A 20,191-nucleotide genomic window follows, 5' to 3' on the forward strand; every position below is an offset into this window, starting at 1 on the left:
CTGTTCACTTCTGGTAGATGTTTGTCGGCTTTTTTCCAGCAAGCTCGGATGCCTCCATTATCATCTCAGGCAGTGTGGGGTGCGGATGCACCGTCATCGCTATATCCTCCGCAGTTGCGCCCATCTCGATCGCGAGCGAAACCTCGCTGATGAGTTCAGATGCATCCATGCCGACAATCTGGCACCCGAGCACCGTCCCGTCCCCTGCGACCACAAGCCTCACGAACCCTTCGCTTTCCCCAAGACTGAGTGCCCGGCCTGATGCGGCATACGGGAAGCGGACAGATCTCGCACTGATGCCTGCCTTTTCCGCGTCCGCGGGGGACATTCCGGTGCTGGAAATTTCAGGATCGGTGAATAGGGCCGTGGGCATTACCTTCTGATCCATTGCCGAGGGCAGGCCGGCTATAACCTCGGCAGCAATCCGGCCCATTGCCGTCGCCCTGTGAGCCAGGAAAGGCGGACCCGTCACATCTCCAATTGCATATATGTTTGCGGCATTTGTTCTGCATTGCTCATCTACAGGAACAAACCCTTTCCCGTCTGTTTTGACACCTGCATGCTCAAGCCCCAAGCTTCCGGCAGAGGATTTCTTTCCTATGCTGACCAGCACTTTTTCAGCCTTCAGCGTAAGATCCTTTCCGCCGGCATCCCTTACACTGACGCTCACACCCTCCTTTGTCTTTGAGACGGACTGAACAGCCGATCCGGTGTATACCGTGATCGCAAGTTTACCAAGCCTTTTCTCGACGACCCTTAGAATCTCAGTATCTGTGCCGCTCATTATACTGTCAAGCACTTCCACGACAGTCACTCTTGAGCCCATCTTTGCGGCCGCAATGCCGAGTTCCATTCCGATGTAGCCGCCCCCCACAACCAGCAGCGACGCCGGAATTTTCCTGATCGACAGAAAATCCCGCGCATCGAGTATATTCACATGATCAAACTGTGCCGAGGGCAACGGCGAAAAGACCGAACCGGTGGCTATAACAGCGCTGGAAAATTTCAGCCTGCCGTAGCCGTCAATTTCCAGCTCATTCCCGGAGACAAACCTGCAGTTTCCCCTGATAGTGCTGGCGCCGTATGAATTGAGCAGCGATTGCACCCCTTTTGTCAGTCTCCTTACAACACCTTCCTTGAACTCCTGCAGTTTTTCCATGTCGACGCTTCCCTTACCCGACAGGAAAATTCCCTTCTCCGTAAATGCGTTGTACCTGTAGCAGAGATCAGCAGCCTGTATTATCGTCTTCGAGGGAATGCATCCGAAATTCAGGCATTCCCCGCCGACCTCGTCCTTCTCAATAATCGCAACCTTCTTTCCGAGCTGCGAAAGCCGTATTGCGCAGGGGTACCCCGCCGGTCCGGCACCGATGACGGCCACTGGGTCTTCCGGCATCAGAATTCCAGCTTCAGAAGCAGTGGATTCTCAAGATATTCGATGAGGCGGTTTCCAAACATGGCGGCAACCGCCCCGTCCACTATCCTGTGGTCGCAGGCTACGGTGAAATACATCATGTCCCTCAGAATTATCTGGCCGTTCCTGGCGACCGGCCTCTGCTGTATTTTATGTGTCGCAAGTATTGCGCTTTCGGGGAAGTTTATCACGGGGGCTGAAAACAGGCCGCCTATGGGTCCGACATTCGTTATCGTGAATGTCCCTCCCTGCACTTCCGGTAGTGCAAGCTTCCCTGTCCTCGCCCTTGAAGCCAAATCCTCCACCTCCCTGGCGAGCTGCTCGACGCTTTTCCTGTCGGCATCCTTGATATTTGGCACAATCAGCCCTTCGTCGGTTGCCACTGCAATGCCTATGTTGTAGTAATGCTTGAGCACGATCTCGTTGTTATCCTGATCGAAGAATGAATTGAGTGCCGGAAATTCTTTAAGCGCCTCCACAGCTGCCTTGATAATGAACGGAAGGTACGTGAGCTTGACCCTGTCGCCGTATCTCTTCGAAAGTATGTTGCGTGCATTCACAACGTTCGTCATATCTGCCTCGTCTACATAGCTGAAATGAGGTATGTTCCTCTTCGATTCGGCCATCCGCTCGAATATCCTTTTTCTGATGCCATGCACCTTCACTCTTTCCTCTCTTCCGGCTTCCTGGGCATGTACCGGAACAGACTGCACGACAGCCGTAGCGGCGGCAGTGCCGGCCGCAAATTTCTCGACATCCTCAGCAGTTATTCTGCCCTCAGGGCCGGGAGGAATGCGCAGAAGGTCAACGCCGAGTTCTCTCGCTCTCTTCCTGACTGCGGGTGTTGCCTTCACCTGCGGAGCTTGCGCAACCGCCCTGTCTGGAGGGGGGTGGGAGAGCACGCCGGCAGCAGGTGCGGCAGCGGGCGGAGATACAGCGGCAGGTTCGGCCCCACCCTCGACTTCAAAGTCAAGGATCGGCTCTCCGACCTTGACTGTCTGCCCTTCGTCTGCCCTCAGCGTGAGGATCCTGCCTGTAAAGGGCGATGTCATTTCCACGTTGACCTTGTCTGTTATAATTTCTGCAAGGGGCTGGAATTCCTTCACGCTGTCTCCTTCCTTCACGAGCCACTTTTTGATCTCTCCCTCTGCAACGCCTTCCCCGACATCCGGCAACCTGAATTCCTTTTTCATCTGATCACTTCAGTAACCTGCTGACTTTCTGATATATTCGAGTATCCTTTCCGTATCAGGGAGATAAATGCTCTCCCATGTATAGTTAAACGGCGTATCGAAGCCTGAAACACGGAAAATCGGAGCGCTCAGCGAGTCTATGGCCCTTTCCGCAACGAGCGCGGAAATTTCCGCCGCAAAGCTTGAAAACTTTGTCGCCTCGTTCACTATTATGAGTCTGCCTGTTCTTCTGACGGATTCAACAACAGTCTGCACATCTACCGGGACAAGCGTCCTGAGATCTATGACCTCGACGGATATCCCCTCCTTCTCGGCTAGGGCCGCCGCCTGGAGCGAAGCGTGCAGGGACGCGCCGTAAGATACAATCGTGACATCACTCCCCTTCCTGGAAATTTTCGCTTTTCCTATATCCACGGTGTAATCGCCTTCAGGCACCTCCTCCTTGAACGATCTGTATATCTTCTTCGGCTCAAGGAAAAGGACGGGATCCGGGTCCCTGATGGACGCTATGAGCAGTCCTTTTGCATCGTATGGCGTTGCAGGCGTGACAACCTTCAGACCGGGCAGATGGGTGAAAAATGCCTCGGTGCTCTGCGAGTGGTAAAGACCGCCCTTTATTCCTCCCCCGTATGGTGTCCTTATGACCATCGGCACCGAGAATGTCCCTCCCGATCTGTATCTTATCTTCGAGATTTCACTTACGATCTGGTCAAATCCGGGATAGATGAAATCCATGAACTGTATCTCCGCCACCGGCCTGAGGCCGTACATCGCCATGCCCGCAGCCACACCGAGAATACCCGACTCGTTCAAAGGCGTATCCATTACCCTCGAGGGCCCAAACTGCTTCAGCAGACCCTCGGTGGCCCTGAACACGCCGCCGTCCCTGCCGACATCCTCGCCGAGTACGACAACGTCCTCATCCCTGTCCATTTCTGTCCTCATTGCGTCAGTGACGGCCTGGAGCAGCGTTTCGGAAGTCATCTTCATACCCCCTTCCCGGAAGCATTTTGCCTGTGAACTGTTTCCTCCATTTCCTCCCTGATGTGCCAGGGCATTTCTTCGTAGACGTTCTCGAACACGGATTCGACCGGCGGCTTGGGCGTGTTCTCTGCCTTCTTTACAGCCTCCCTGATTTCGCTGTCAATGTCTTCAGTCAGTTGCTGCTCCTTTGCATCGTCCCAGTATCCCTTGATTTTGAGGTAACCCCTCATCCTCTTGATGGGATCCTTCTTCATCCATTCGTCAACCTCCTTCTTCTCCCTGTATTTCGTCGGATCGTCGGATGAGGAATGCGGCCCTATTCTGTAGGTTATGGCTTCGATGAGGGTTGGCCCCTCCCCGTTCCTTGCCCTTTCAACCGCCCTGCCGGTCGCTGAATAGACAGCCAGAATGTCGTTTCCGTCTATGCGCTCACTCCTTATACCGTATGCCGTACCCTTCTGTGCCAGCGTCTCCGCATTCGTCTGCCGCCGCGTAGGCAGAGAAATTGCATATCCGTTGTTCTGGCAGAAGAAAACTACCGGGGCGTTGAAGACGCCCGCAAAGTTCATTCCGCTGTGGAAATCGTTTTCGGAGGTGGCACCGTCTCCGAAAAAGGTCAGCGCTATCGCATTTTTCTTCTTGATCCTTGCGGCTATGGCCATGCCGACCGCATGGGGAATCTGCGTCGCGATCGGACTCGAGGGCGTGGCGATGTTCCTGATTCGCGAATTGAAGTGATTGGGCATCTGCCTCCCTTTGTTATAGTCGTTCGCATTTCCGAAGAGCTGGTTGAATAGCTGAAGAACTGTCTCTCCCCTGAGAAGCAGTGCGCCTGGTTCCCGGTATGCCGGGAATATCCAGTCGTCGTCATTGAGCACGGCTGTGGAGCCGACACTGCATGCCTCCTGCCCGCCAGCGCCTATATAGAATCCTATTCTTCCCTGCCGCTGGAGTCCCATGGATATATTTTCAAACATCCTGACGGTTTTCATCACCCTGTACATCTTCAGGAGCCTGTCCCTGGAAATGTTAGGCTCCAGCTCGCTGTCGTAATTCCCGTCATCGTCCAATATCTGGAACATATCCTTCCCTGTTCCGGTTCTTACTTTTGCAGCCTGCATTTGTTACACCTTTTTCAATTTTGCACTCCATACAAAACCGTTTAAACAATGGACTCAAATCATCTGCATCCTCTGTTCCACTAGACCCTTCAGGAATAGCTCTGAAGCCCTGTAGGAACTTCTCACAAGCGGACCCGAGGCAACCATTGAGAAGCCCATTTCCTTCGCTTTTTCTGCATAACTGTCAAACTGCCCGGGCTCGACATAGCTGCAGACGGGCAGGTGCCACGGCGAAGGCCGCAGGTACTGTCCGAAGGTGATGGCATCCACTCCGGCATTTCTCAGGTCGCGCATCGTCTCGATTATCTCGCCCTCTTTTTCGCCGAGGCCGAGCATCAGCGAGGTTTTTGTCACTCTTCCCGATTTTTTCTTCAGATATTCGAGCACTTCCAGGCTCTGGTCATAAGTCGCCCTCCTGTCCCTGACCGACGGCGTAAGGCGCCTCACAGTTTCCACGTTGTGGGCGAGCACATCCGCACCCGATTCTATCACGGTGTCAAGGGAGTGCCTGTCGCCCCTGAAATCAGGCATCAGCACTTCCACCAGCATGTTGCTCCTTCTGCGCTTGATCTCCACGACGGTGTTCGCGATATGTGCCGCCCCGCCGTCCGGAATATCGTCCCTGTCGACGGAAGTGAGGACGACATAACTTAATCCGCTTTCCGCCACGGACACAGCGACTCTTGAGGGCTCTTCCGCATCAACAACACCGCCGGGATTGCCGCTTTTTACGGCACAAAACCTGCACCCCCTCGTGCACACGTCGCCCATGAGCAGGATTGTGGCGGTGCCAGATCCCCAGCATTCAAATATATTCGGGCATTTCGCTTCCTGGCAAATCGTATGGAGCTGAAGTGCTCCAATCTGCTTCTTGACTGAAGCGTAGCTGCCCGTGGAGGCGAGCTTGACTTTCAGCCAGTCAGGTTTCCTCTCGATCTGCATCGGCATCTATACCTTATTGACATAATAGCTTAAACATTTAATCTCAGCGACGATCTAGCAGGTTACCGCATGTCATGGTCTGCCCCGCCTGTCATGCAACACCAGCCGGCTGCCGATTTTATCTGCCTTATCAATTTTTTACCGTCGTAGGGGATATGAGGATAGCGCCAAATCTCCGCAGACATCAACACATAAACATTTTATACGGATTACATTTCTGAGAGCCAAGTAACAGGTAGTGCAACCAAATGGCTGATAAACCGAAATCGAGTTCAAGAAAGGTCAGGGACAAGTGGAAGGAGAAGTCCTGGTTCAAAATTTACGCGCCGGAAATGTTCAACAGCATTGAGCTGGGGGAAACACCTGCCATTTCACCTGATGAACTGAAGGAGAGAATCACGGAAGCGACAGTTCAGGACCTGACAGGCGATTTTTCGAAGATGCACATAAAACTGAGGTTCAGGGCAGATGCCGTCAAGGGGAATGAAATACACACACAGTTCATCGGGCACAATCTGACAAACGATTACGTGAGGAGACTTACAAGGCGCAAGAGAACAAAGACGGAGCATGTTATTGACGCAGTGACAAGAGATGGTTTTACGATAAGGCTGAAGCCGATGGTTGTCACCGAAAGGCGCATCCAGTCATCGCAGGAAACGTCCATACGCAACATAACGACCGCTCTGGTGAAGGGAAAAGTTGCGGAGATGACACTGTCCGAGGTTGTCAAATCGATTGTTTCTGGCGATATGTCCAAGGAAATCGCAAATTCCACAAAGATAATAATTCCAATGAAGAAGGTCGAGATCGGGAAAAGCGAAATACTGTCTTTTCCGGCTCAGGGTTTCGTCGTCCCCCCTCCGCTTGAGTCTGCTGCGAAGGCTGAACCTGCAGTCGAAACAACCGCCGGGACGCCCGAAGCGATTCCGGCGGAAGGCAAAGAGGTTGCACAGACTGCCGCAGAAAGAGCACCGGAGGAGACGCCTTCAGAGGAAGAGATTGCACCGGAAGAAATCGTGGACACGAAACAAAAGAACAGGTGATGTCTTTTTAAATGACGGCCTGCTATTCTCCCGTCAGCCGGGGTAGCTCAGACTGGAGGAGCGTCGGACTCATATGGGTTTGATGTTCCACTTGGGATATCCGAAGGCCGCGGGTTCAAATCCCGTCCCCGGCATTCATGGCGTTGCGACATTCGATAGCCACAGGAAAAATAATCCGTGGAATCACAACCGCCGAAATACCGGAGCCTTGAATGCATACTCACTCCATCAGAGTAAAAGTTCCTGCGCATTCAGCACGCGACCCGGACAGCTGTCGAAAGGCAAACGATGAATTATTAGGTCTCATTGCTTTACCGGTGCGGATTAAAATGGATATTCTTGCGGATCTAAGGGATATATTACCAGACGGTGTCCTCTCCGGAAATGAGCAGCTCATTCCCTACCTTACAGACGCATCACACTTTGAGGGCGACATTCCCCTTGCCGTTGTATTCCCTTCAACGACGAAACAGGTTTCATCGCTGCTTGCATACTGCAACAACCGGGGAATAGCTGTTGTGGCCAGGGGAGGAGGCACATCGCTTACGGGCGCCTCCGTTCTCAAGGGAAAGGGGGTCGTGGTGGATATGCTGAGAATGGATAAGATAATCGAGGTCAGCACGGTCGACAAGTATGCGGCCTGTCAGCCCGGCGTACGGCTTGACGACCTCAATGAAACACTTTCCAGGCACAACCACTTTTTTCCACCTGATCCTGGCAGTTCGATAGCGGCAACCGTAGGCGGCGTCATTTCGACGAACGCAGGAGGTCTCAGGTGTCTCAGATACGGTACGACAAAGGACTGGATTCTCGGTGTGGAAGTTGTGCTGCCAGGCGGCGAGGTTGTCCAGTTCGGCAACAGGACGCTAAAATCCCGAATAGGATATGATCTGACATCGCTCGTTGTGGGCAGCGAAGGAACACTGGGAATCGTCACCGGCGCATACCTTAAGATAGCCGCAAGACCGGAAGCAGTATCCCGGATTGTTGCCTTCTACACGGGCATATCCTCTCTCGGGAAGGCGGTAGCGGACATCAGGAACGGTTCAGTGCAGCCGCTGGTTGCTGAGTTCCTTGACAGGAAGACGCTCGAAGCTGTAGCGCGCGGCATAAATTTCGATTTCCCACCGGAAGCCAGGTATATGCTTCTCCTCGATATCGAGGGACCGCCTGAGGCAATGGACAGGTACATGGCTGAAGTGCGTGGAACGCTATCAAAGTCGTCGCCCATACTCATAATAGAGACAAAGGATGAGGAGGAGATGCGCAGGCTCTATATGGCCAGAAAGGGGGCCTATTCCTCGCTCCTCAAGCTCAGGAGAAGCCCCGGCGACAGCGTGCTTATTGGTGACATTGTTGTTCCTCCATCCACCCTCTCTGAGGTTCTGGAGGATATATCTGAGACCGCGCGGAAGATGAACATCTATGTGGCGCTGTTCGGCCACATTGGAGACGGGAACATACATGCCAACATATTCGTCGATCTGAACAACAGGGAGGAGGCGGACAGAGTCAACTCGTTCCACAGACAGCTCGCGGAGATTGCGCTAGCACATGGGGGAAGCGTGTCGGCGGAGCACGGCATCGGCATCGAAAAGAGGGAATTACTGCAGCTTGAATATTCCAGGAGACATTCGGAAATGACAATTGAGGTCATGAAGAGAATCAAAACGGTTATTGACCCGAAGGGGATAATGAATCCAGGCAAGGTATTCTTTTGAACGATGCTGCTGACAAGCTCTCCGAAGAGGCGGGCAGGTGCATCGGCTGCGGATTCTGCGAATCTGTCTGCCCGACAGAGCCGGCGTCCGGCTACGTCGCCTCCAGGGGGGCAAGAGGGAGGGTTATTCTTTCAAAGGAACTGCTGAAGAACCATGCCGGAAACCGGGATGTGTCCATCTTCGCCGATTCATTCTATTCCTGTCTTGACTGCTATGCGTGCTACCAGGTCTGCCCTGCCGGCGTTAATGCAGGACTCATTTCCCATTATTCCAGGGAGATCATCGGCAGGAGCAGCGCTCCTCCGCTTGCAAGAATGATTGAACGAATGATCATGCGGTACAGGTCAATAATTCCCGCAGGGCGGAGAATCTGCGACTGGGCAAGGGATATGGGCATACGGAACAGCGGGTCCACCCTGCTGTACACTGGACAGATGTATCAGCTGATGGCATACGTACCGAAACTTTCCAGATTCCTTCACAGGAAATTTCCCGGTCCCAACTTCACCGCATCCCTTGCACTGAGATTTCCGGCAGCGGCGCACATCTCAAGGCTCTTCAGGGATCGTGAAGTGGCCGCCGCCATGAATTCAAGCCTGAGGGATATCGCGCTGCTGCTGAAGAATTCCGGAGTCGATTTCTGCTACCTGTTCGATGAGGAACCATATCCCGGGACGCTCCTGAATGATCTAGGTTTCACTGATTCTTTCGACGAATACTCTGCCTGGCTGGCTGATTTTTTCAGGTCAAAGGGTGTCAGGAAAATAATCACGGTGGATCCGCACACATACGACCTCTTCAGGAATGTCATTCCGGGAAGGGTGCCGGGATTCGACTTTGATGTTTCGCATTACCTTGAGCTGCTTGACAGTTCGAAGCTGAAGATGACCGGGCGCAGGGTTACTTTTCACGAGCCATGCCATCTCTCGCGCAGGTTTGCAGATTTTTCCCTCCCATCCGATATGCTTGCAAAGTGCACGGTTACGTCGATGCCTGCCAAGAGCGGCAGGAGCACCTACTGCTGCGGCGGACCTGATGAGCTTCTCTTCCCAGGCATTGCAGACCGCGTGTCGCGCAGGAGGAGTGAGCAGCTCGAAATGACCGGGGCGGATGTGACAGTGACTGCGTGTCCCGTGTGCAACATAACTCTCCGAAGGAGCGGGAAGGTCATGGACATTGCATCCGTTCTGGCAGAGTCAACCCGTGTTTGAAAACAGCGGCTGTTGTGCCTGCGCCTACAGTCATGCTTATTTATGTGTAGAAAATTTAAGCACGGAGATACGGAGATGGCAGAGGCCAGCGCAAATTCAAAAAACGAGGAATATTACAGGCTGATAAACGCAGGTGGCAACCATTACGACATCGGCAGAAAGATGACTGACGCGTTTACACCGCAGTTGCATGAACGGCTGACATCTAAACCAGATGCCGTTCTCCTTGATAACGCACTGAAGTCTGCAGAGGCGACATTTTCTGTCCATCCCGTGCTGAAGGACGAACTCCAGGGGATTTCTGAAGGGATAGCCATAGAGTTCGAATCCATCCTCTGCGAGATATCCGACACGTTTGCTGCTCCTGCCCCCTCCTCAACAGTCCTTTCAAGACATGACGACAGGATACTGGTGGGAAGAAATTTCGGTTCCCGCCCTGAGGCATATGTGCGCAACATGCTGCGCCTGGACCCCAATGATGCCTATGCATCCCTGGGAAGGATGGGAGGTTATTTCGGCGGCACTTTCGAAAGCATCGGCGTGTACGGCATCTATGCCGGTGCCGAGATCGTTGAAAGAAACGCGGAGCCAGTCCAGGGTACTGCCGCCTATATGATACCGCGGATGATTACAGAGTCGTCGAGAGACATTGATTCAGCGGTAGCGAAGCTGAGGTCAATCAAACCGATGCACAGATCCATTTTTGTTGTTGCAGATGCTTCTTCGGCATATGTTGCGGAGTGGAACGGTTCCTCCCTGGAGATTACCAGGTGTGAAAAGTTTCCGCTCCTGGTTTCGGGAAGAAGACAATCACATCCGGAATCCGCTCTTGGTTCTGCAGATGAGATCAAGAGCTTTCTATCGTCGCATGATGCCGGGCTGTGTGCCCATGGCCCGGAAGGCGAAACAATTTATTCCCTTGTTGTGGACATGGCGCAGGAGAAGGTCGAATATACAGCTGGCAGCCCATGCAGTTCGCAATATGCGACGATAGACTGGCCCGGCGGCTACGGCTGAGCGCCCTGTGCCCTCAGCTCTGCCTTATAAAATCAGCAATCTTCGACATCTGCCTTGATACCAGCGCCTCGTCGCTTCCGCCTTCAAGAACGGAAACAATGACAGCCTTCCTTCCTGCATTCAGTATCAGCATCTTTCCGTCGCTGCTCTCGACTGTCACTTTCTCGGGAGTGCCGCGTTTGAGCTCCAGGTTGGCCGTAACGGCTGCGCCCATGAGCGTGGCGCACATTATGGCAAAGGTTTCAACGTATGATCCGGCGTCCAGATCCGAGGCTATCACGAGACCGTCTCTGCTGATCACTGCAGAGGATATGACGCCTTCCTGCCTCAGTCCCTTTAGCATTTCACGAAGTTCATCGGCCAACAAATCACTCCTCCAACTTTTTAACTGTGAAAACACAGTTCTGTGAACCCTGACTCTCGCATTCTGATTCCTCGCAGAGAATTTTTTCATGTTTCGTCACTTCATAGAGGCGCTTGAAAACACCTCTCAGCCTGTGGCATGTCGGCTGATTTGCTTCGCCAACTTCTATGGAGCCATGGACAACAACTCTGTTTTCGTCAAATTTCACATCCTCCGCCCATCCCCTTGCAACAAGCAGTTTGGTTGCTGTGCCGAGAAGATCTCCCTGCTCCTCCTTTGCTATCTTGACGATTTCGCTTCCCGTGAGTATGCCTTCTCTGTAGAACAGGCCATGGGACGCACTGGCCATAACCCCTTCATAAAGAGTCCTTATATTTCCTATTTCTGTCTGAGAGATCTTTACGAATTTCATGATTGATGCTATTCAAATTGGCTGAGTTTATAAATCTTTTCCGCCAAAGTTCAATATTCAGAATGCTGTCCTTCGCCGATTTCCAGCCGCATTAAACTATTTGAACCTTCAGCTGCATAGCAGGGATCAAGCTGAACAGCCGGATCGTCTGTCAAATGAAAGAAGTGAAACGCATTGTGTCACTGCTCCCGAGCGCCACCGAGATGATTTATGCACTGAATCTGCAGGACAGGCTCGTCGCTGTGACCCATGAATGCGATTTTCCCGAAGAGGCGAGGAGCAAGCCAGTTGCAGTCAGGAGCGCATTGGATCTCAGCTCCCTGTCGCCTGCCGAAATAGACAGGACGGTGAGCGATTCACTGCGGTCAGGACGCGATCTCTACCGCATCGACTACGACCTGCTCAGGAGTCTTTCACCCGATCTGATAATAGGACAGGCGCTATGCGATGTCTGTGCGGTTCCGTCCTCGAAAATGAGCGAAATTATTTCATCACTTGATTTCAGGCCGGAATTGCTGGATATGAGTCCCACGACAATCGGCGGAATACTGAGGAATATCATGGATCTCGGCAGAGTGACGGGAAAGGAAGGCAGCGCACGTGCACTCACCCTTAAGCTGCAGGCAAGAATCGCAGCAATTCAGAGGATCACCAGGAATTACAGCTCAAGAAAGCGCGTATTTTTCATGGAGTGGGTTGATCCGGTCTACTGCGGAGGACACTGGGTCCCGCAGATGATCGAGATTGCAGGCGGCGTGGACGGTTTATCCTGCAAGGGTAGACCTTCCGTGAGGATGCGGTGGGAAGATGTTCTTTCCTACAATCCCGAGGTGCTCATCGTTGCGTCCTGCGGAAGGCATGTTCCCGAAATACTCAGGGAAGCGAATATTCTTGCCAGGCTGCCCGAACTGAACAGCCTGGATGCAGTCCGCAATAGTGAGGTTTATGCTGTTGATGCGAGCTCATATTTTGCAAGACCGGGACCGAGGATAGTTCAGGGAATAGAACTGCTTGCGCACATACTCAGGCCCGACTTGTTTCAGTGCCATGAATCCTCAGCCTATTCGAAAATACAACTGAACGCACTGCTTGTTGAGGGAAGATGAGAGTAATGCTGGACGAGAAGGACGGGGAGCTTGCCGTCAGGTTTGCACGCTCAGTGATTGAGAGCACCGTCAGGACAGGCAGCTACGATTCAAACAGGGTTCAGCTTCCGGATGTTTTCGAAACGAAATCGGGCGCCTTTGTCACTATACTCGGATTCCCGGCCCATACGTTGCGCGGATGCATCGGCTTTACCGAACCGGTGTATCCGCTGAAACTTGCCATCCTCAATGCTGCAGTCGAATCGGCCATTTCCGATCCCAGGTTCGATCCCGTTGGCGAGGAGGAGCTCCAGTCCATCATTGTGGAAGTGAGCATACTTTCGAAACCTGAACCCGTGAGGGTGAAGAGCCAGTGGGAAATACCGGGAAAGATACTCGTCGGAAAGCATGGTGTCATGGTCGAAAGGGGAAGATTTCGCGGGCTCCTCCTACCGCAGGTCGCGGCGGAGGAGGGATGGGACAGCGAGGAATTTGTTGCCCAGACCTGCTGGAAGGCAGGGCTTCCTGAAGATTCATGGAAGGATCCCAAGGTCACTGTCTACACCTTCGAGGCCGACATATTCAGTGAAGTAGAACCTGGCGGCGCTGTCAGGAGAAGGAAGACTGGCTGAAAAGCAGTTTCTGCGTGCCAGGGACTCCTTCAATATATATAATTGTGAATTATTATCCACGAAGGGAGGGGCGCTGATGGAAAAGGCGGATCTTGCGATTGATGGGACTTTCTACATCGACGGGCTTCTGGTCAAGACATCTGTAGGAATCAGGAACGGCAGAATATCATCCATAAGGAGGGGTGCCGAAGCGGACGAAAGAGTTGTGTTTGAAAATTCCATCATTCTTCCCGGTGCTGTGGACCTGCATGTCCACTTCAGGGAGCCGGGGCTCACGCAGAAGGAGGATATAGAGAGCGGCAGCCTGTCCGCAGCCTTCGGCGGCGTAACATGCGTCGGTGAAATGCCAAACACTGTTCCACCCGCCATCACACCGGAAAGAGTCGAGAAGAAAATTGAACTGTTCAAAAAGAAGTCATATGTCGACTTCGTTGTCTATGGTGGCCTCATGAAGGGCGTGAGGGTTGCCTCACTGTCAAAGAGGGCGGCGGCCTTCAAGCTGTTTATGGGAAGTTCCACCGGAGACCTTGTGTGCGATGACCCTGAGCTTCAGATGGAGCTTATCCGTTCAGCTGCCGAATCTGGCAAATTGGTCATCGTGCATGCCGAGGACGAATCCAGAAGGAACAGGATTTCCGAATCAAACCTCCGTGACCATTATCGTTCAAGGCCGCCGGAGTGCGAAACTGAAGCAGTCAAAAGGCTTATCGGTTTTTCAAACAGAGATTATCACCCCAGAATTCATGTGGCACATGCCACACTCAGGGAATCCGTGGAAATGGCCCACCCGGACAACATTACATTTGAGGTAACGCCTCATCATCTTCTTCTGGACTATGACATGCACCTCGGCACCTTCGGCAAGGTTAACCCTCCCCTCAGAAGGCGTGATGACCGGATTGCACTCATCAGACTCCTGAATTCCGGTTTAGTCGATACAATAGGGTCCGACCATTCACCGCACACTCCTGAGGAAAAGGGTGACGATTTCGACTATGCTCCTTCGGGAATTCCCGGCGTCGAAACAATGCTGCCGCTGATGCTTAACCTCGTGGCGAACGAGGAGATGAAACTTGAAACACTGGTCAGGGCAATAAGCGAGAATCCGTCAAAACTGCTTCACCTCAGAAAGGGAAAGATTGCCGTCGGATATGATGCAGACCTTGTTGTAGTGAATCTGCGCAGAACGAGTGTCATCAAGGGAGAAAATCTTCACTCCAGATGCGGCTGGACGCCTTTTGAGGATTTCAGTGCAATTTTTCCAGAACGCGTGTATCTCCGTGGAAAAGAATTAATCAGTGGTTCGGCAGTTACCGGCAGGCCTAAGGCAAGAAACGCGGCTGAATGATACGATGGAAATCGATACTCAGGAGCTGAAGGGAAAGGTTTTCAGGTGCCTTGAAGGGTGCGGCCTGTGCTGCCTGTGCCAGCCGGAGCTCCTTCCTTCCGAGACCGCACAGTTTCTCTCCATAGAAAAATTGAAGAGTTCCGTGACAAGAAGTTCGATAGATCCGTCCAGAAAGGCCATAGCAATGTATGGCAATGGCGGTCCGTGCAGACTTCTCAGCGACAGAAAATGCACGGCTTATCCGCGGAGACCCCATTTCTGCAGAATTTTTCCCGTCCACACACATCTCATGTGGCGCATACAGCTCACGGTAGACCTCTCGTGCCGCGGTGTTTGGCGCGAGGACTGGAAGGAGAAAACTGGCGTGTATGAGGATCTCGAAGCATACGGCCTGAAAGAACTGCACAGCTACACCAGCGAGAAGCTCGAGAGGGAACTTGGCGAAGCACGGGAGGTCTACGGCGAATTCAGGGAGAACTGCATCGATGCCGACGTATGGATGGAGCCTGCCAGCATGAGGGAGCGTGCTTCCGCTCTGATAGCACAGGGATACTTCTCATCACTTTCTGGCATAGGGCTGGTGCTTTCGGCGGCCGATGCCTGCCGAGGAAGCGGCCTGGACTTCATGACATCGCTCAGGCTTGCAGAAAGGACCGGCGCGCAGGATTCAGTTGCAGCGGCGCTGGAGGAACTGCTGGACGAGATGCTCTCAATAGAGGACATTGCGGACAGGCCTGTCTTCGTCGACAGGGATCTGAACTGGCTGGTTTTCGGCCATGACGGGGGACGCCCGGCAAAATTCAGGCTGGGCGAAAAGGGCGGTATTTCGAAGATCGGTTCGGCTGATTTTTCCGTCAGCGGCATATCTGCGAATCCGGCAGGCGCAGGAAGGCTCTCCGATTTCGCCGTCCTCACCAACCGCCGGGATGTTTTCCTGGGCTTCGTCTACTATATTGTGGATGACGCGGATTATGCCGACAGTGTTGAAAACATATATTTCGAGAATCTCGCCATGACACAGCTCGACCTGCTCCTCAGATCAGCACTTGCAAATCCTTCAAGCAGTTCCAGCCTGGGACCGGAGCACATATCAGACGGAGTTGTTTTCATCGATATGGATATGCACGATGCACCGACGATAGGATCTGTCATCTGATTCCTGCCGGCCATTCAGTCAACCTTACTGCAGACCACTCCCCAGACCGGATGATAAATCGCAGAAAGATTCGATGAAAATGGTGGATGCACATTCACCGTGCCCAGAAACGGCAGCCGCCGCGCAGGCAGCTGTTCAGCCCCAGGGCGGGCAGACCAATGTCGCTGGCAGCATACTGTCTCCTGCCCCTTTTAGTTTTTTTGAAACGCTTTTATTGTCCCCGAGATTTTGCGCAGCCATATTGATATTAGTATTTGTGTCAATATAGATGATAATATTGTTATCTATATCGATGTCTATATATACAGGCTGCTGAATGGTAAAAAACAATGCAGAAGACAGGAAAGTTAACCAGTGACAGGTGGCACACCGGTCTCATAGGGCTTTACGCACTGAAAATGATGGAGGAGGCACCGGTCTACGGTTATCAGATATCGCTTGTTATTTCGGAAAAGACACACCACACCTGGAAGCCGGGTGCAGGCTCAATCTATCCGGCACTCAAATCACTTGTCGGCAGGGGACTTGCTGAGGAAAAAGCTGTCTCTGGGAAGAAAATCTACAGCATAACAGCCGAGGGAAGGAAGGCGCTCAGGGGCATAAGATCGAGAGTGATAAACAGATCCTTTGACAGCATGGAAGTTTCAAGGCTGTGGTTCGATCTCATCGGCTCTGAAAATATCGCCGATTTTGTTATCGGAAGACTGAGGAGAGATCTCAGGAATCTGGAGGAACTGATTGACGGTGCGGACTACGACCTGACTCCTTCCGAAAGGGATTATGTTATCACAATGTCACTGTCGGAGATGGAGAGAACCAAGGCGAAACTCGAAGAGAAAAAAACCAGGGGGCACACCAGATGACGGCGATCATTCAGAACGGGACCGACGCTCAGGATCCGAATTTCGAGATACGGACAAGAGATCTTGTCAAGAACTACGGCCATGTCAGGGCGCTTGACAATGTCAGCATCGACATACAGTCGGGCACGATATTCGGTCTTCTCGGTCCCAACGGCGCGGGAAAGACAACACTTATCAAGGTACTGACAGCCCTCATAAAACCGGACGGGGGGGAAGCAACGGTTGCAGGCTACGACATACTCAGGCAGTCCAACGAGGTAAAGAAGAGAATCGGATGGGTTGCGGCAGAGGTCATACTCGATGACGACCTCACGGCAATGGAAAACCTCTGGCTCCAGGCAAAACTGCAGAACATGAAGGATTGGAAGGAGACTGCAAAAAGGCTGCTTGATTACTTCGATCTGTCCGACAGAGCTGAAAGCAAAGTGAAGGAATTCTCCACAGGCATGCGCAAGAAGCTGGAAATTGCTCTTGCGCTGCTTCACAGCCCGTCCGTGATTTTCATGGATGAGCCGACAATAGGTCTTGATCCTGGAACAAGAAGAATGCTCTGGGATCTGATCACGGGCATAAACAGGAACTACGGCATAACGGTGCTGCTCACCACCCATTACATCGAGGAGGCTGATGCACTGTGCGATCACCTTGCAATAATCAACAGGGGCAAAATCGCAGCCGTAGGCACGCCATCCGAGCTTAAATCACGTGTCAAAGGCGAACTGATAGAAATCGAGACAGCCTCTCCCGCAGATGCTTCCGTATTCGGCGCCCTTCCCGGTGTCCGTGACATTAAGTCCGATGGAAACAGGATTACGGTGAGGGTGGACTCGTCAGAGGAAACGCTGCCGCTCATACTTTCCAAAATGAATACGCTGTCGATTCGAAAAATCAATGTGGAGAAGCCGAGCCTCGAGACTGTGTTTCTGGATATAACCGGAACGAGAATTGACGAGGAGGCACAGGTGGATATCAGGAAATTCTATGCAAACATAAGGAGGGCGAGACAATGACCGCCGATTCGGTGAGTCAGTTCGAAGGCCTCTTTGTAAGAGAAATAAAGAGGATTTACAGGAATCCGCTTGTCATTCTGATCACTGTTGTACAGCCATTCCTGTGGCTGGCATTCTTCGGCAGCAGTTTTGCCGATGCCCCGAAATCGTTTCTGCTGAGTTACTTTGGCACGAAAGACTATATCGCATTCCTCCTGCCCGGTGTGCTCTCAACATCCATGCTTACCATCGGGATGTTCGGTTCGATGAGTTCAATTCAGGACAAGCGATTTGGCTACATGAAGCGCATACTGATAACACCCACAAGCAAGTCGGTTGTATTTCTCTCAAAGGTCTTTGGCGCGACTGTCAGGGGGCTCATTCAGATACCGGTGATGATTGTAGCAGCAGTCCTTTTTGGCGTCCATTTTGATGTCGGGCTTGACTGGATCGGATGGTTCCTCGCACTTTTCCTGCTCGGACTGGGCTTCTCATCGATGTTCCTTGGCCTGACAGTTTCAAGCACCGACTGGCAGACCCCGGGCGTATTGTCAAATTTCATAACACTGCCACTGATGTTTGCGAGCACGGCGCTCTTCCCTAAGGCGGGCTTCCCTTCATGGATGAAGGCCATTTCCAGCGTTAATCCGGTAACATTTTCAGCCACTCTCGGCAGGAGCATAGTTCTAGGGTCATCAGACCCGAACTGGATTTACCTCGGTTATCTTGGAATATTCGCCCTCCTCATGATTGTGCTGGGAACATTTGCAGCCAGCAGATGGCTCAAAGTGGAATGAGAGAAAAACTTTCCAACTTTAAATATGCCACATACACTGAAATATAAAAGGGAGAAACGGAAATGCAATCGCTTGTTGCCGAATATCTATCTAAACAGTATGGAACGCTGAAAGCACTGGACAATCTTGACATCGAACTGAAAGGAGGAAAATGCGTCGGATTTCTGGGTCCGAACGGTGCTGGAAAAACAACCACCCTGAAGCTTTTTACAGACATGATAAGGCCCACATCCGGCAGAGCGCTGATAAATGGTTACGATGTAAGGAAGGAAAAGAAAAAAGCGCTTGCATCGTGCGGTGCGCTGGTGGAGACACCAGAGATATATCCGTCTCTTACGCCGAGGGAGTCCCTGTCGATGCTCGCAGAAATAAGAGGATTGCCCAGAAGCGAATACAGGAAGAGAGTTGACGAAGTCATTAGCAGTGTGAAAATGGAGGACTGGACGGATCAGAAAGTGGGCAAGTTCTCCAAGGGGATGAAGCAGAGAATCAATGTTGCTGCTGCTCTGCTGTCGGACCCTGAAATAATAATACTGGACGAGCCTACCAGCGGCCTCGATCCGAGGGGCATGGCAGAAGTCAGGGATATTGTAAAGTCGCTTAAGGCGAGAAACATACTGATTTTCATGAGTTCGCATCTCCTGGCAGAGGTACAGGAGGTATGCGACGAAGTCGCAATTATAGACCACGGAAAACTGCTTGTCCATGGAACAATCTCCGAGGTGACGTCAAAGTTTTCAGGCCGCCCATCCGTCAGGAGCTTCGATGCGGAGTTCCTGAATGAATGGACTGCGGAGGCAATAGCCGACAGACTCGGACAAATCAGCGGGATTGTATCCATTGAAAAACCAGGCAGCAGTAAAGTAAGGATAAATTTCAACGGCACGCTGGAGGAACAGGCGCGGCTGCTTGCTGCGCTGGCAGGTTCCGGAATGGGGCTGATAACGTTCAGGGAATCATCTTCCACCGCACTAGAGGACACGTATATGAATCTGATAAAGGAGACACTGTAATGACTGCAGCAGAGAACTTCGTGAAAATGGAAATGCAGGGGGACGGCATCCAGGGTATTCCGGGAGGCATCACTCAGGCGATCAAGATTGCAAAGTACGAGATGCTCAATTATATCAGATCGAGACGCTTCTATGTGCTCCTCCTCATCGATTTGATAATAGGCGGCCTGCTCACAGTCATCGTCGGATACTACCGGCCCTCGTCCGTTCTGGCCAGCACACTTTCATTCTATTCCACATGGTGGGGAAGCATCATCGGTTTCCTCGTAGTGCTCTCCTGCATATTCTTCGGCGGCGACGCAATCTCCGGTGAATTTCAGAACAGGACCGGCTACTTCCTGATCGGCAATCCGATCAGAAGGTCATCCGTCTACACAGGCAAATTTATCGGTGCGCTACTCTCAGCCCTTGTTGTTGTCTTCCTATACTTCTTCATCGCGCTTGCGAATGGCATCTACTACTTCGGAGCATCTGTCCCGTCGCAGCTCATCGAATCGCTTCTTTTCTCGCTCGTGTATCTCCTGTCGGTCATGGGATTCACATTTTTTTTCAGCTCCCTTTTCAGGAGTTCGGTCACCTCAGTCATACTCACAGCAATCCTCTTCCTGTTTGTATTCTCAACAGTGCAGACATTCCTCAGCCTGTTTGTCGGCATCGAGCCGTGGTTTCTTATCAGCTACGGTGCAGGCATAATTTCAGCCGTATTTACAGTTCCATATCCCACACACAGTTCCAAATCTGTCAGCAGATTCGGGCTGCACCTGTCGTCGGTGACCACGTATACGCCGACCATTGTTGAAGGGCTGCTCATCATGGTTGCATACTTCATCATATCCGTTCTGCTAGGACTCCTGCTCTTTGAAAGAAGCGAATTCAGATGAAT

20 protein-coding genes and 1 tRNA gene are annotated in these 20,191 nt (G+C 52.2%); 14 read left to right on the forward strand and 7 right to left on the reverse strand.

The window, feature by feature from the left end; translation table 11 throughout:
* Positions 1-4 precede the first annotated feature (4 nt).
* Genes lpdA through lipA form a run of 5 tightly spaced genes read right to left on the reverse strand, consistent with a single transcriptional unit; the run spans position 5 to position 5,660 of the window.
* Positions 5-1,396 (reverse strand): dihydrolipoyl dehydrogenase, encoded by a 1,392-nt coding sequence (gene lpdA / locus KIS29_02370; protein ID MBX8639169.1) that lies wholly within the window; start codon positions 1,394-1,396, stop codon positions 5-7.
* Positions 1,396-2,607, reverse strand: a complete 1,212-nt coding sequence (locus KIS29_02375) for a 2-oxo acid dehydrogenase subunit E2 (GenBank protein ID MBX8639170.1) — start codon at positions 2,605-2,607, stop codon at positions 1,396-1,398. The genes lpdA and KIS29_02375 overlap by 1 nt, the downstream gene beginning before the upstream one ends.
* Before the next feature lie 9 nt (positions 2,608-2,616).
* The gene (locus tag KIS29_02380) at positions 2,617-3,591 is read right to left on the reverse strand and encodes an alpha-ketoacid dehydrogenase subunit beta (GenBank protein MBX8639171.1); all 975 of its coding nucleotides are present in this window, start codon (positions 3,589-3,591) and stop codon (positions 2,617-2,619) included.
* 2 nt (positions 3,592-3,593) lie between these two features.
* Entirely contained in the window at positions 3,594-4,712 is a 1,119-nt protein-coding gene (gene pdhA / locus KIS29_02385) for a pyruvate dehydrogenase (acetyl-transferring) E1 component subunit alpha (GenBank protein MBX8639172.1), read from the reverse strand.
* Between the two features lie 54 nt (positions 4,713-4,766).
* Entirely contained in the window at positions 4,767-5,660 is an 894-nt protein-coding gene (gene lipA / locus KIS29_02390; GenBank protein ID MBX8639173.1) for a lipoyl synthase, read from the reverse strand.
* 242 nt (positions 5,661-5,902) lie between these two features.
* Here lipA and KIS29_02395 point away from each other — a divergent pair, with 242 nt between their 5' ends.
* The 5 genes from KIS29_02395 to KIS29_02415 all read left to right on the forward strand — a co-directional run bounded on the left by KIS29_02395 (position 5,903) and on the right by KIS29_02415 (position 10,649).
* The gene (locus KIS29_02395; protein ID MBX8639174.1) at positions 5,903-6,700 is read left to right on the forward strand and encodes a 30S ribosomal protein S3ae; all 798 of its coding nucleotides are present in this window, start codon (positions 5,903-5,905) and stop codon (positions 6,698-6,700) included.
* A 36-nt stretch (positions 6,701-6,736) separates the two neighbouring features.
* Positions 6,737-6,834 (forward strand) — tRNA-Met (locus tag KIS29_02400).
* A gap of 195 nt (positions 6,835-7,029) precedes the next feature.
* A complete protein-coding gene (locus KIS29_02405; protein MBX8639175.1) occupies positions 7,030-8,421 on the forward strand; it encodes an FAD-binding protein in 1,392 nt (463 codons plus the stop codon).
* On the forward strand, positions 8,418-9,632 hold the full coding sequence (locus KIS29_02410; GenBank protein ID MBX8639176.1) for a (Fe-S)-binding protein: 1,215 nt from the start codon (positions 8,418-8,420) through the stop codon (positions 9,630-9,632). The genes KIS29_02405 and KIS29_02410 overlap by 4 nt, the downstream gene beginning before the upstream one ends.
* Positions 9,633-9,707: 75 nt before the next feature.
* Positions 9,708-10,649 (forward strand): hypothetical protein, encoded by a 942-nt coding sequence (locus KIS29_02415; protein MBX8639177.1) that lies wholly within the window; start codon positions 9,708-9,710, stop codon positions 10,647-10,649.
* Between the two features lie 13 nt (positions 10,650-10,662).
* Here the strand turns inward: KIS29_02415 and KIS29_02420 are convergent, their stop codons facing one another.
* Together KIS29_02420 and KIS29_02425 are read right to left on the reverse strand one after the other, a co-directional pair.
* The gene (locus tag KIS29_02420; protein ID MBX8639178.1) at positions 10,663-11,013 is read right to left on the reverse strand and encodes a roadblock/LC7 domain-containing protein; all 351 of its coding nucleotides are present in this window, start codon (positions 11,011-11,013) and stop codon (positions 10,663-10,665) included.
* A 4-nt stretch (positions 11,014-11,017) separates the two neighbouring features.
* Positions 11,018-11,425, reverse strand: a complete 408-nt coding sequence (locus tag KIS29_02425; GenBank protein MBX8639179.1) for a hypothetical protein — start codon at positions 11,423-11,425, stop codon at positions 11,018-11,020.
* 155 nt (positions 11,426-11,580) lie between these two features.
* On the opposite strand from KIS29_02425, the gene KIS29_02430 reads away from it, so the two are divergent.
* From KIS29_02430 to KIS29_02470, 9 genes are all read left to right on the forward strand, one after another.
* Positions 11,581-12,531: a cobalamin-binding protein gene (locus KIS29_02430; protein MBX8639180.1), complete on the forward strand. Its 951-nt coding sequence runs from the start codon at positions 11,581-11,583 to the stop codon at positions 12,529-12,531.
* 5 nt (positions 12,532-12,536) lie between these two features.
* Entirely contained in the window at positions 12,537-13,142 is a 606-nt protein-coding gene (locus KIS29_02435; GenBank protein MBX8639181.1) for a TIGR00296 family protein, read from the forward strand.
* Between the two features lie 76 nt (positions 13,143-13,218).
* Positions 13,219-14,490, forward strand: a complete 1,272-nt coding sequence (pyrC, locus tag KIS29_02440) for a dihydroorotase (protein ID MBX8639182.1) — start codon at positions 13,219-13,221, stop codon at positions 14,488-14,490.
* A gap of 4 nt (positions 14,491-14,494) precedes the next feature.
* On the forward strand, positions 14,495-15,646 hold the full coding sequence (locus KIS29_02445) for a YkgJ family cysteine cluster protein (GenBank protein ID MBX8639183.1): 1,152 nt from the start codon (positions 14,495-14,497) through the stop codon (positions 15,644-15,646).
* A 329-nt stretch (positions 15,647-15,975) separates the two neighbouring features.
* Complete coding sequence (locus tag KIS29_02450) at positions 15,976-16,509, forward strand: PadR family transcriptional regulator (protein MBX8639184.1); 534 nt, start codon at positions 15,976-15,978, stop codon at positions 16,507-16,509.
* Entirely contained in the window at positions 16,506-17,519 is a 1,014-nt protein-coding gene (locus KIS29_02455; GenBank protein MBX8639185.1) for an ATP-binding cassette domain-containing protein, read from the forward strand. The genes KIS29_02450 and KIS29_02455 overlap by 4 nt, the downstream gene beginning before the upstream one ends.
* Positions 17,516-18,295: an ABC transporter permease gene (locus KIS29_02460; GenBank protein MBX8639186.1), complete on the forward strand. Its 780-nt coding sequence runs from the start codon at positions 17,516-17,518 to the stop codon at positions 18,293-18,295. The genes KIS29_02455 and KIS29_02460 overlap by 4 nt, the downstream gene beginning before the upstream one ends.
* 62 nt (positions 18,296-18,357) lie before the next feature.
* Entirely contained in the window at positions 18,358-19,308 is a 951-nt protein-coding gene (locus tag KIS29_02465) for an ABC transporter ATP-binding protein (GenBank protein ID MBX8639187.1), read from the forward strand.
* Positions 19,308-20,189, forward strand: coding sequence for an ABC transporter permease (locus KIS29_02470; GenBank protein MBX8639188.1), 882 nt, complete (start codon positions 19,308-19,310; stop codon positions 20,187-20,189). Before KIS29_02465 ends, KIS29_02470 begins: the two co-directional genes overlap by 1 nt.
* Positions 20,190-20,191: the final 2 nt, after the last annotated feature.

The organism is Candidatus Sysuiplasma jiujiangense (genome assembly GCA_019721075.1).
Taxonomy (GTDB): Archaea; Thermoplasmatota; Thermoplasmata; order Sysuiplasmatales; family Sysuiplasmataceae; genus Sysuiplasma; species Sysuiplasma jiujiangense.

Coding starts and splice junctions, on each gene's coding strand:
- lpdA (MBX8639169.1), bottom strand. CDS start 1,396: ATGCCGGAAGACCCAGTGGCCGTCATCGGTGCCGGACCGGCGGGGTAC.
- KIS29_02375 (MBX8639170.1), bottom strand. CDS start 2,607: ATGAAAAAGGAATTCAGGTTGCCGGATGTCGGGGAAGGCGTTGCAGAG.
- KIS29_02380 (MBX8639171.1), bottom strand. CDS start 3,591: ATGACTTCCGAAACGCTGCTCCAGGCCGTCACTGACGCAATGAGGACA.
- pdhA (MBX8639172.1), bottom strand. CDS start 4,712: ATGCAGGCTGCAAAAGTAAGAACCGGAACAGGGAAGGATATGTTCCAG.
- lipA (MBX8639173.1), bottom strand. CDS start 5,660: ATGCCGATGCAGATCGAGAGGAAACCTGACTGGCTGAAAGTCAAGCTC.
- KIS29_02395 (MBX8639174.1), top strand. CDS start 5,903: ATGGCTGATAAACCGAAATCGAGTTCAAGAAAGGTCAGGGACAAGTGG.
- KIS29_02405 (MBX8639175.1), top strand. CDS start 7,030: ATGGATATTCTTGCGGATCTAAGGGATATATTACCAGACGGTGTCCTC.
- KIS29_02415 (MBX8639177.1), top strand. CDS start 9,708: ATGGCAGAGGCCAGCGCAAATTCAAAAAACGAGGAATATTACAGGCTG.
- KIS29_02425 (MBX8639179.1), bottom strand. CDS start 11,425: ATGAAATTCGTAAAGATCTCTCAGACAGAAATAGGAAATATAAGGACT.
- KIS29_02430 (MBX8639180.1), top strand. CDS start 11,581: ATGAAAGAAGTGAAACGCATTGTGTCACTGCTCCCGAGCGCCACCGAG.
- KIS29_02435 (MBX8639181.1), top strand. CDS start 12,537: ATGCTGGACGAGAAGGACGGGGAGCTTGCCGTCAGGTTTGCACGCTCA.
- pyrC (MBX8639182.1), top strand. CDS start 13,219: ATGGAAAAGGCGGATCTTGCGATTGATGGGACTTTCTACATCGACGGG.
- KIS29_02445 (MBX8639183.1), top strand. CDS start 14,495: ATGGAAATCGATACTCAGGAGCTGAAGGGAAAGGTTTTCAGGTGCCTT.
- KIS29_02450 (MBX8639184.1), top strand. CDS start 15,976: ATGCAGAAGACAGGAAAGTTAACCAGTGACAGGTGGCACACCGGTCTC.
- KIS29_02455 (MBX8639185.1), top strand. CDS start 16,506: ATGACGGCGATCATTCAGAACGGGACCGACGCTCAGGATCCGAATTTC.
- KIS29_02460 (MBX8639186.1), top strand. CDS start 17,516: ATGACCGCCGATTCGGTGAGTCAGTTCGAAGGCCTCTTTGTAAGAGAA.
- KIS29_02465 (MBX8639187.1), top strand. CDS start 18,358: ATGCAATCGCTTGTTGCCGAATATCTATCTAAACAGTATGGAACGCTG.
- KIS29_02470 (MBX8639188.1), top strand. CDS start 19,308: ATGACTGCAGCAGAGAACTTCGTGAAAATGGAAATGCAGGGGGACGGC.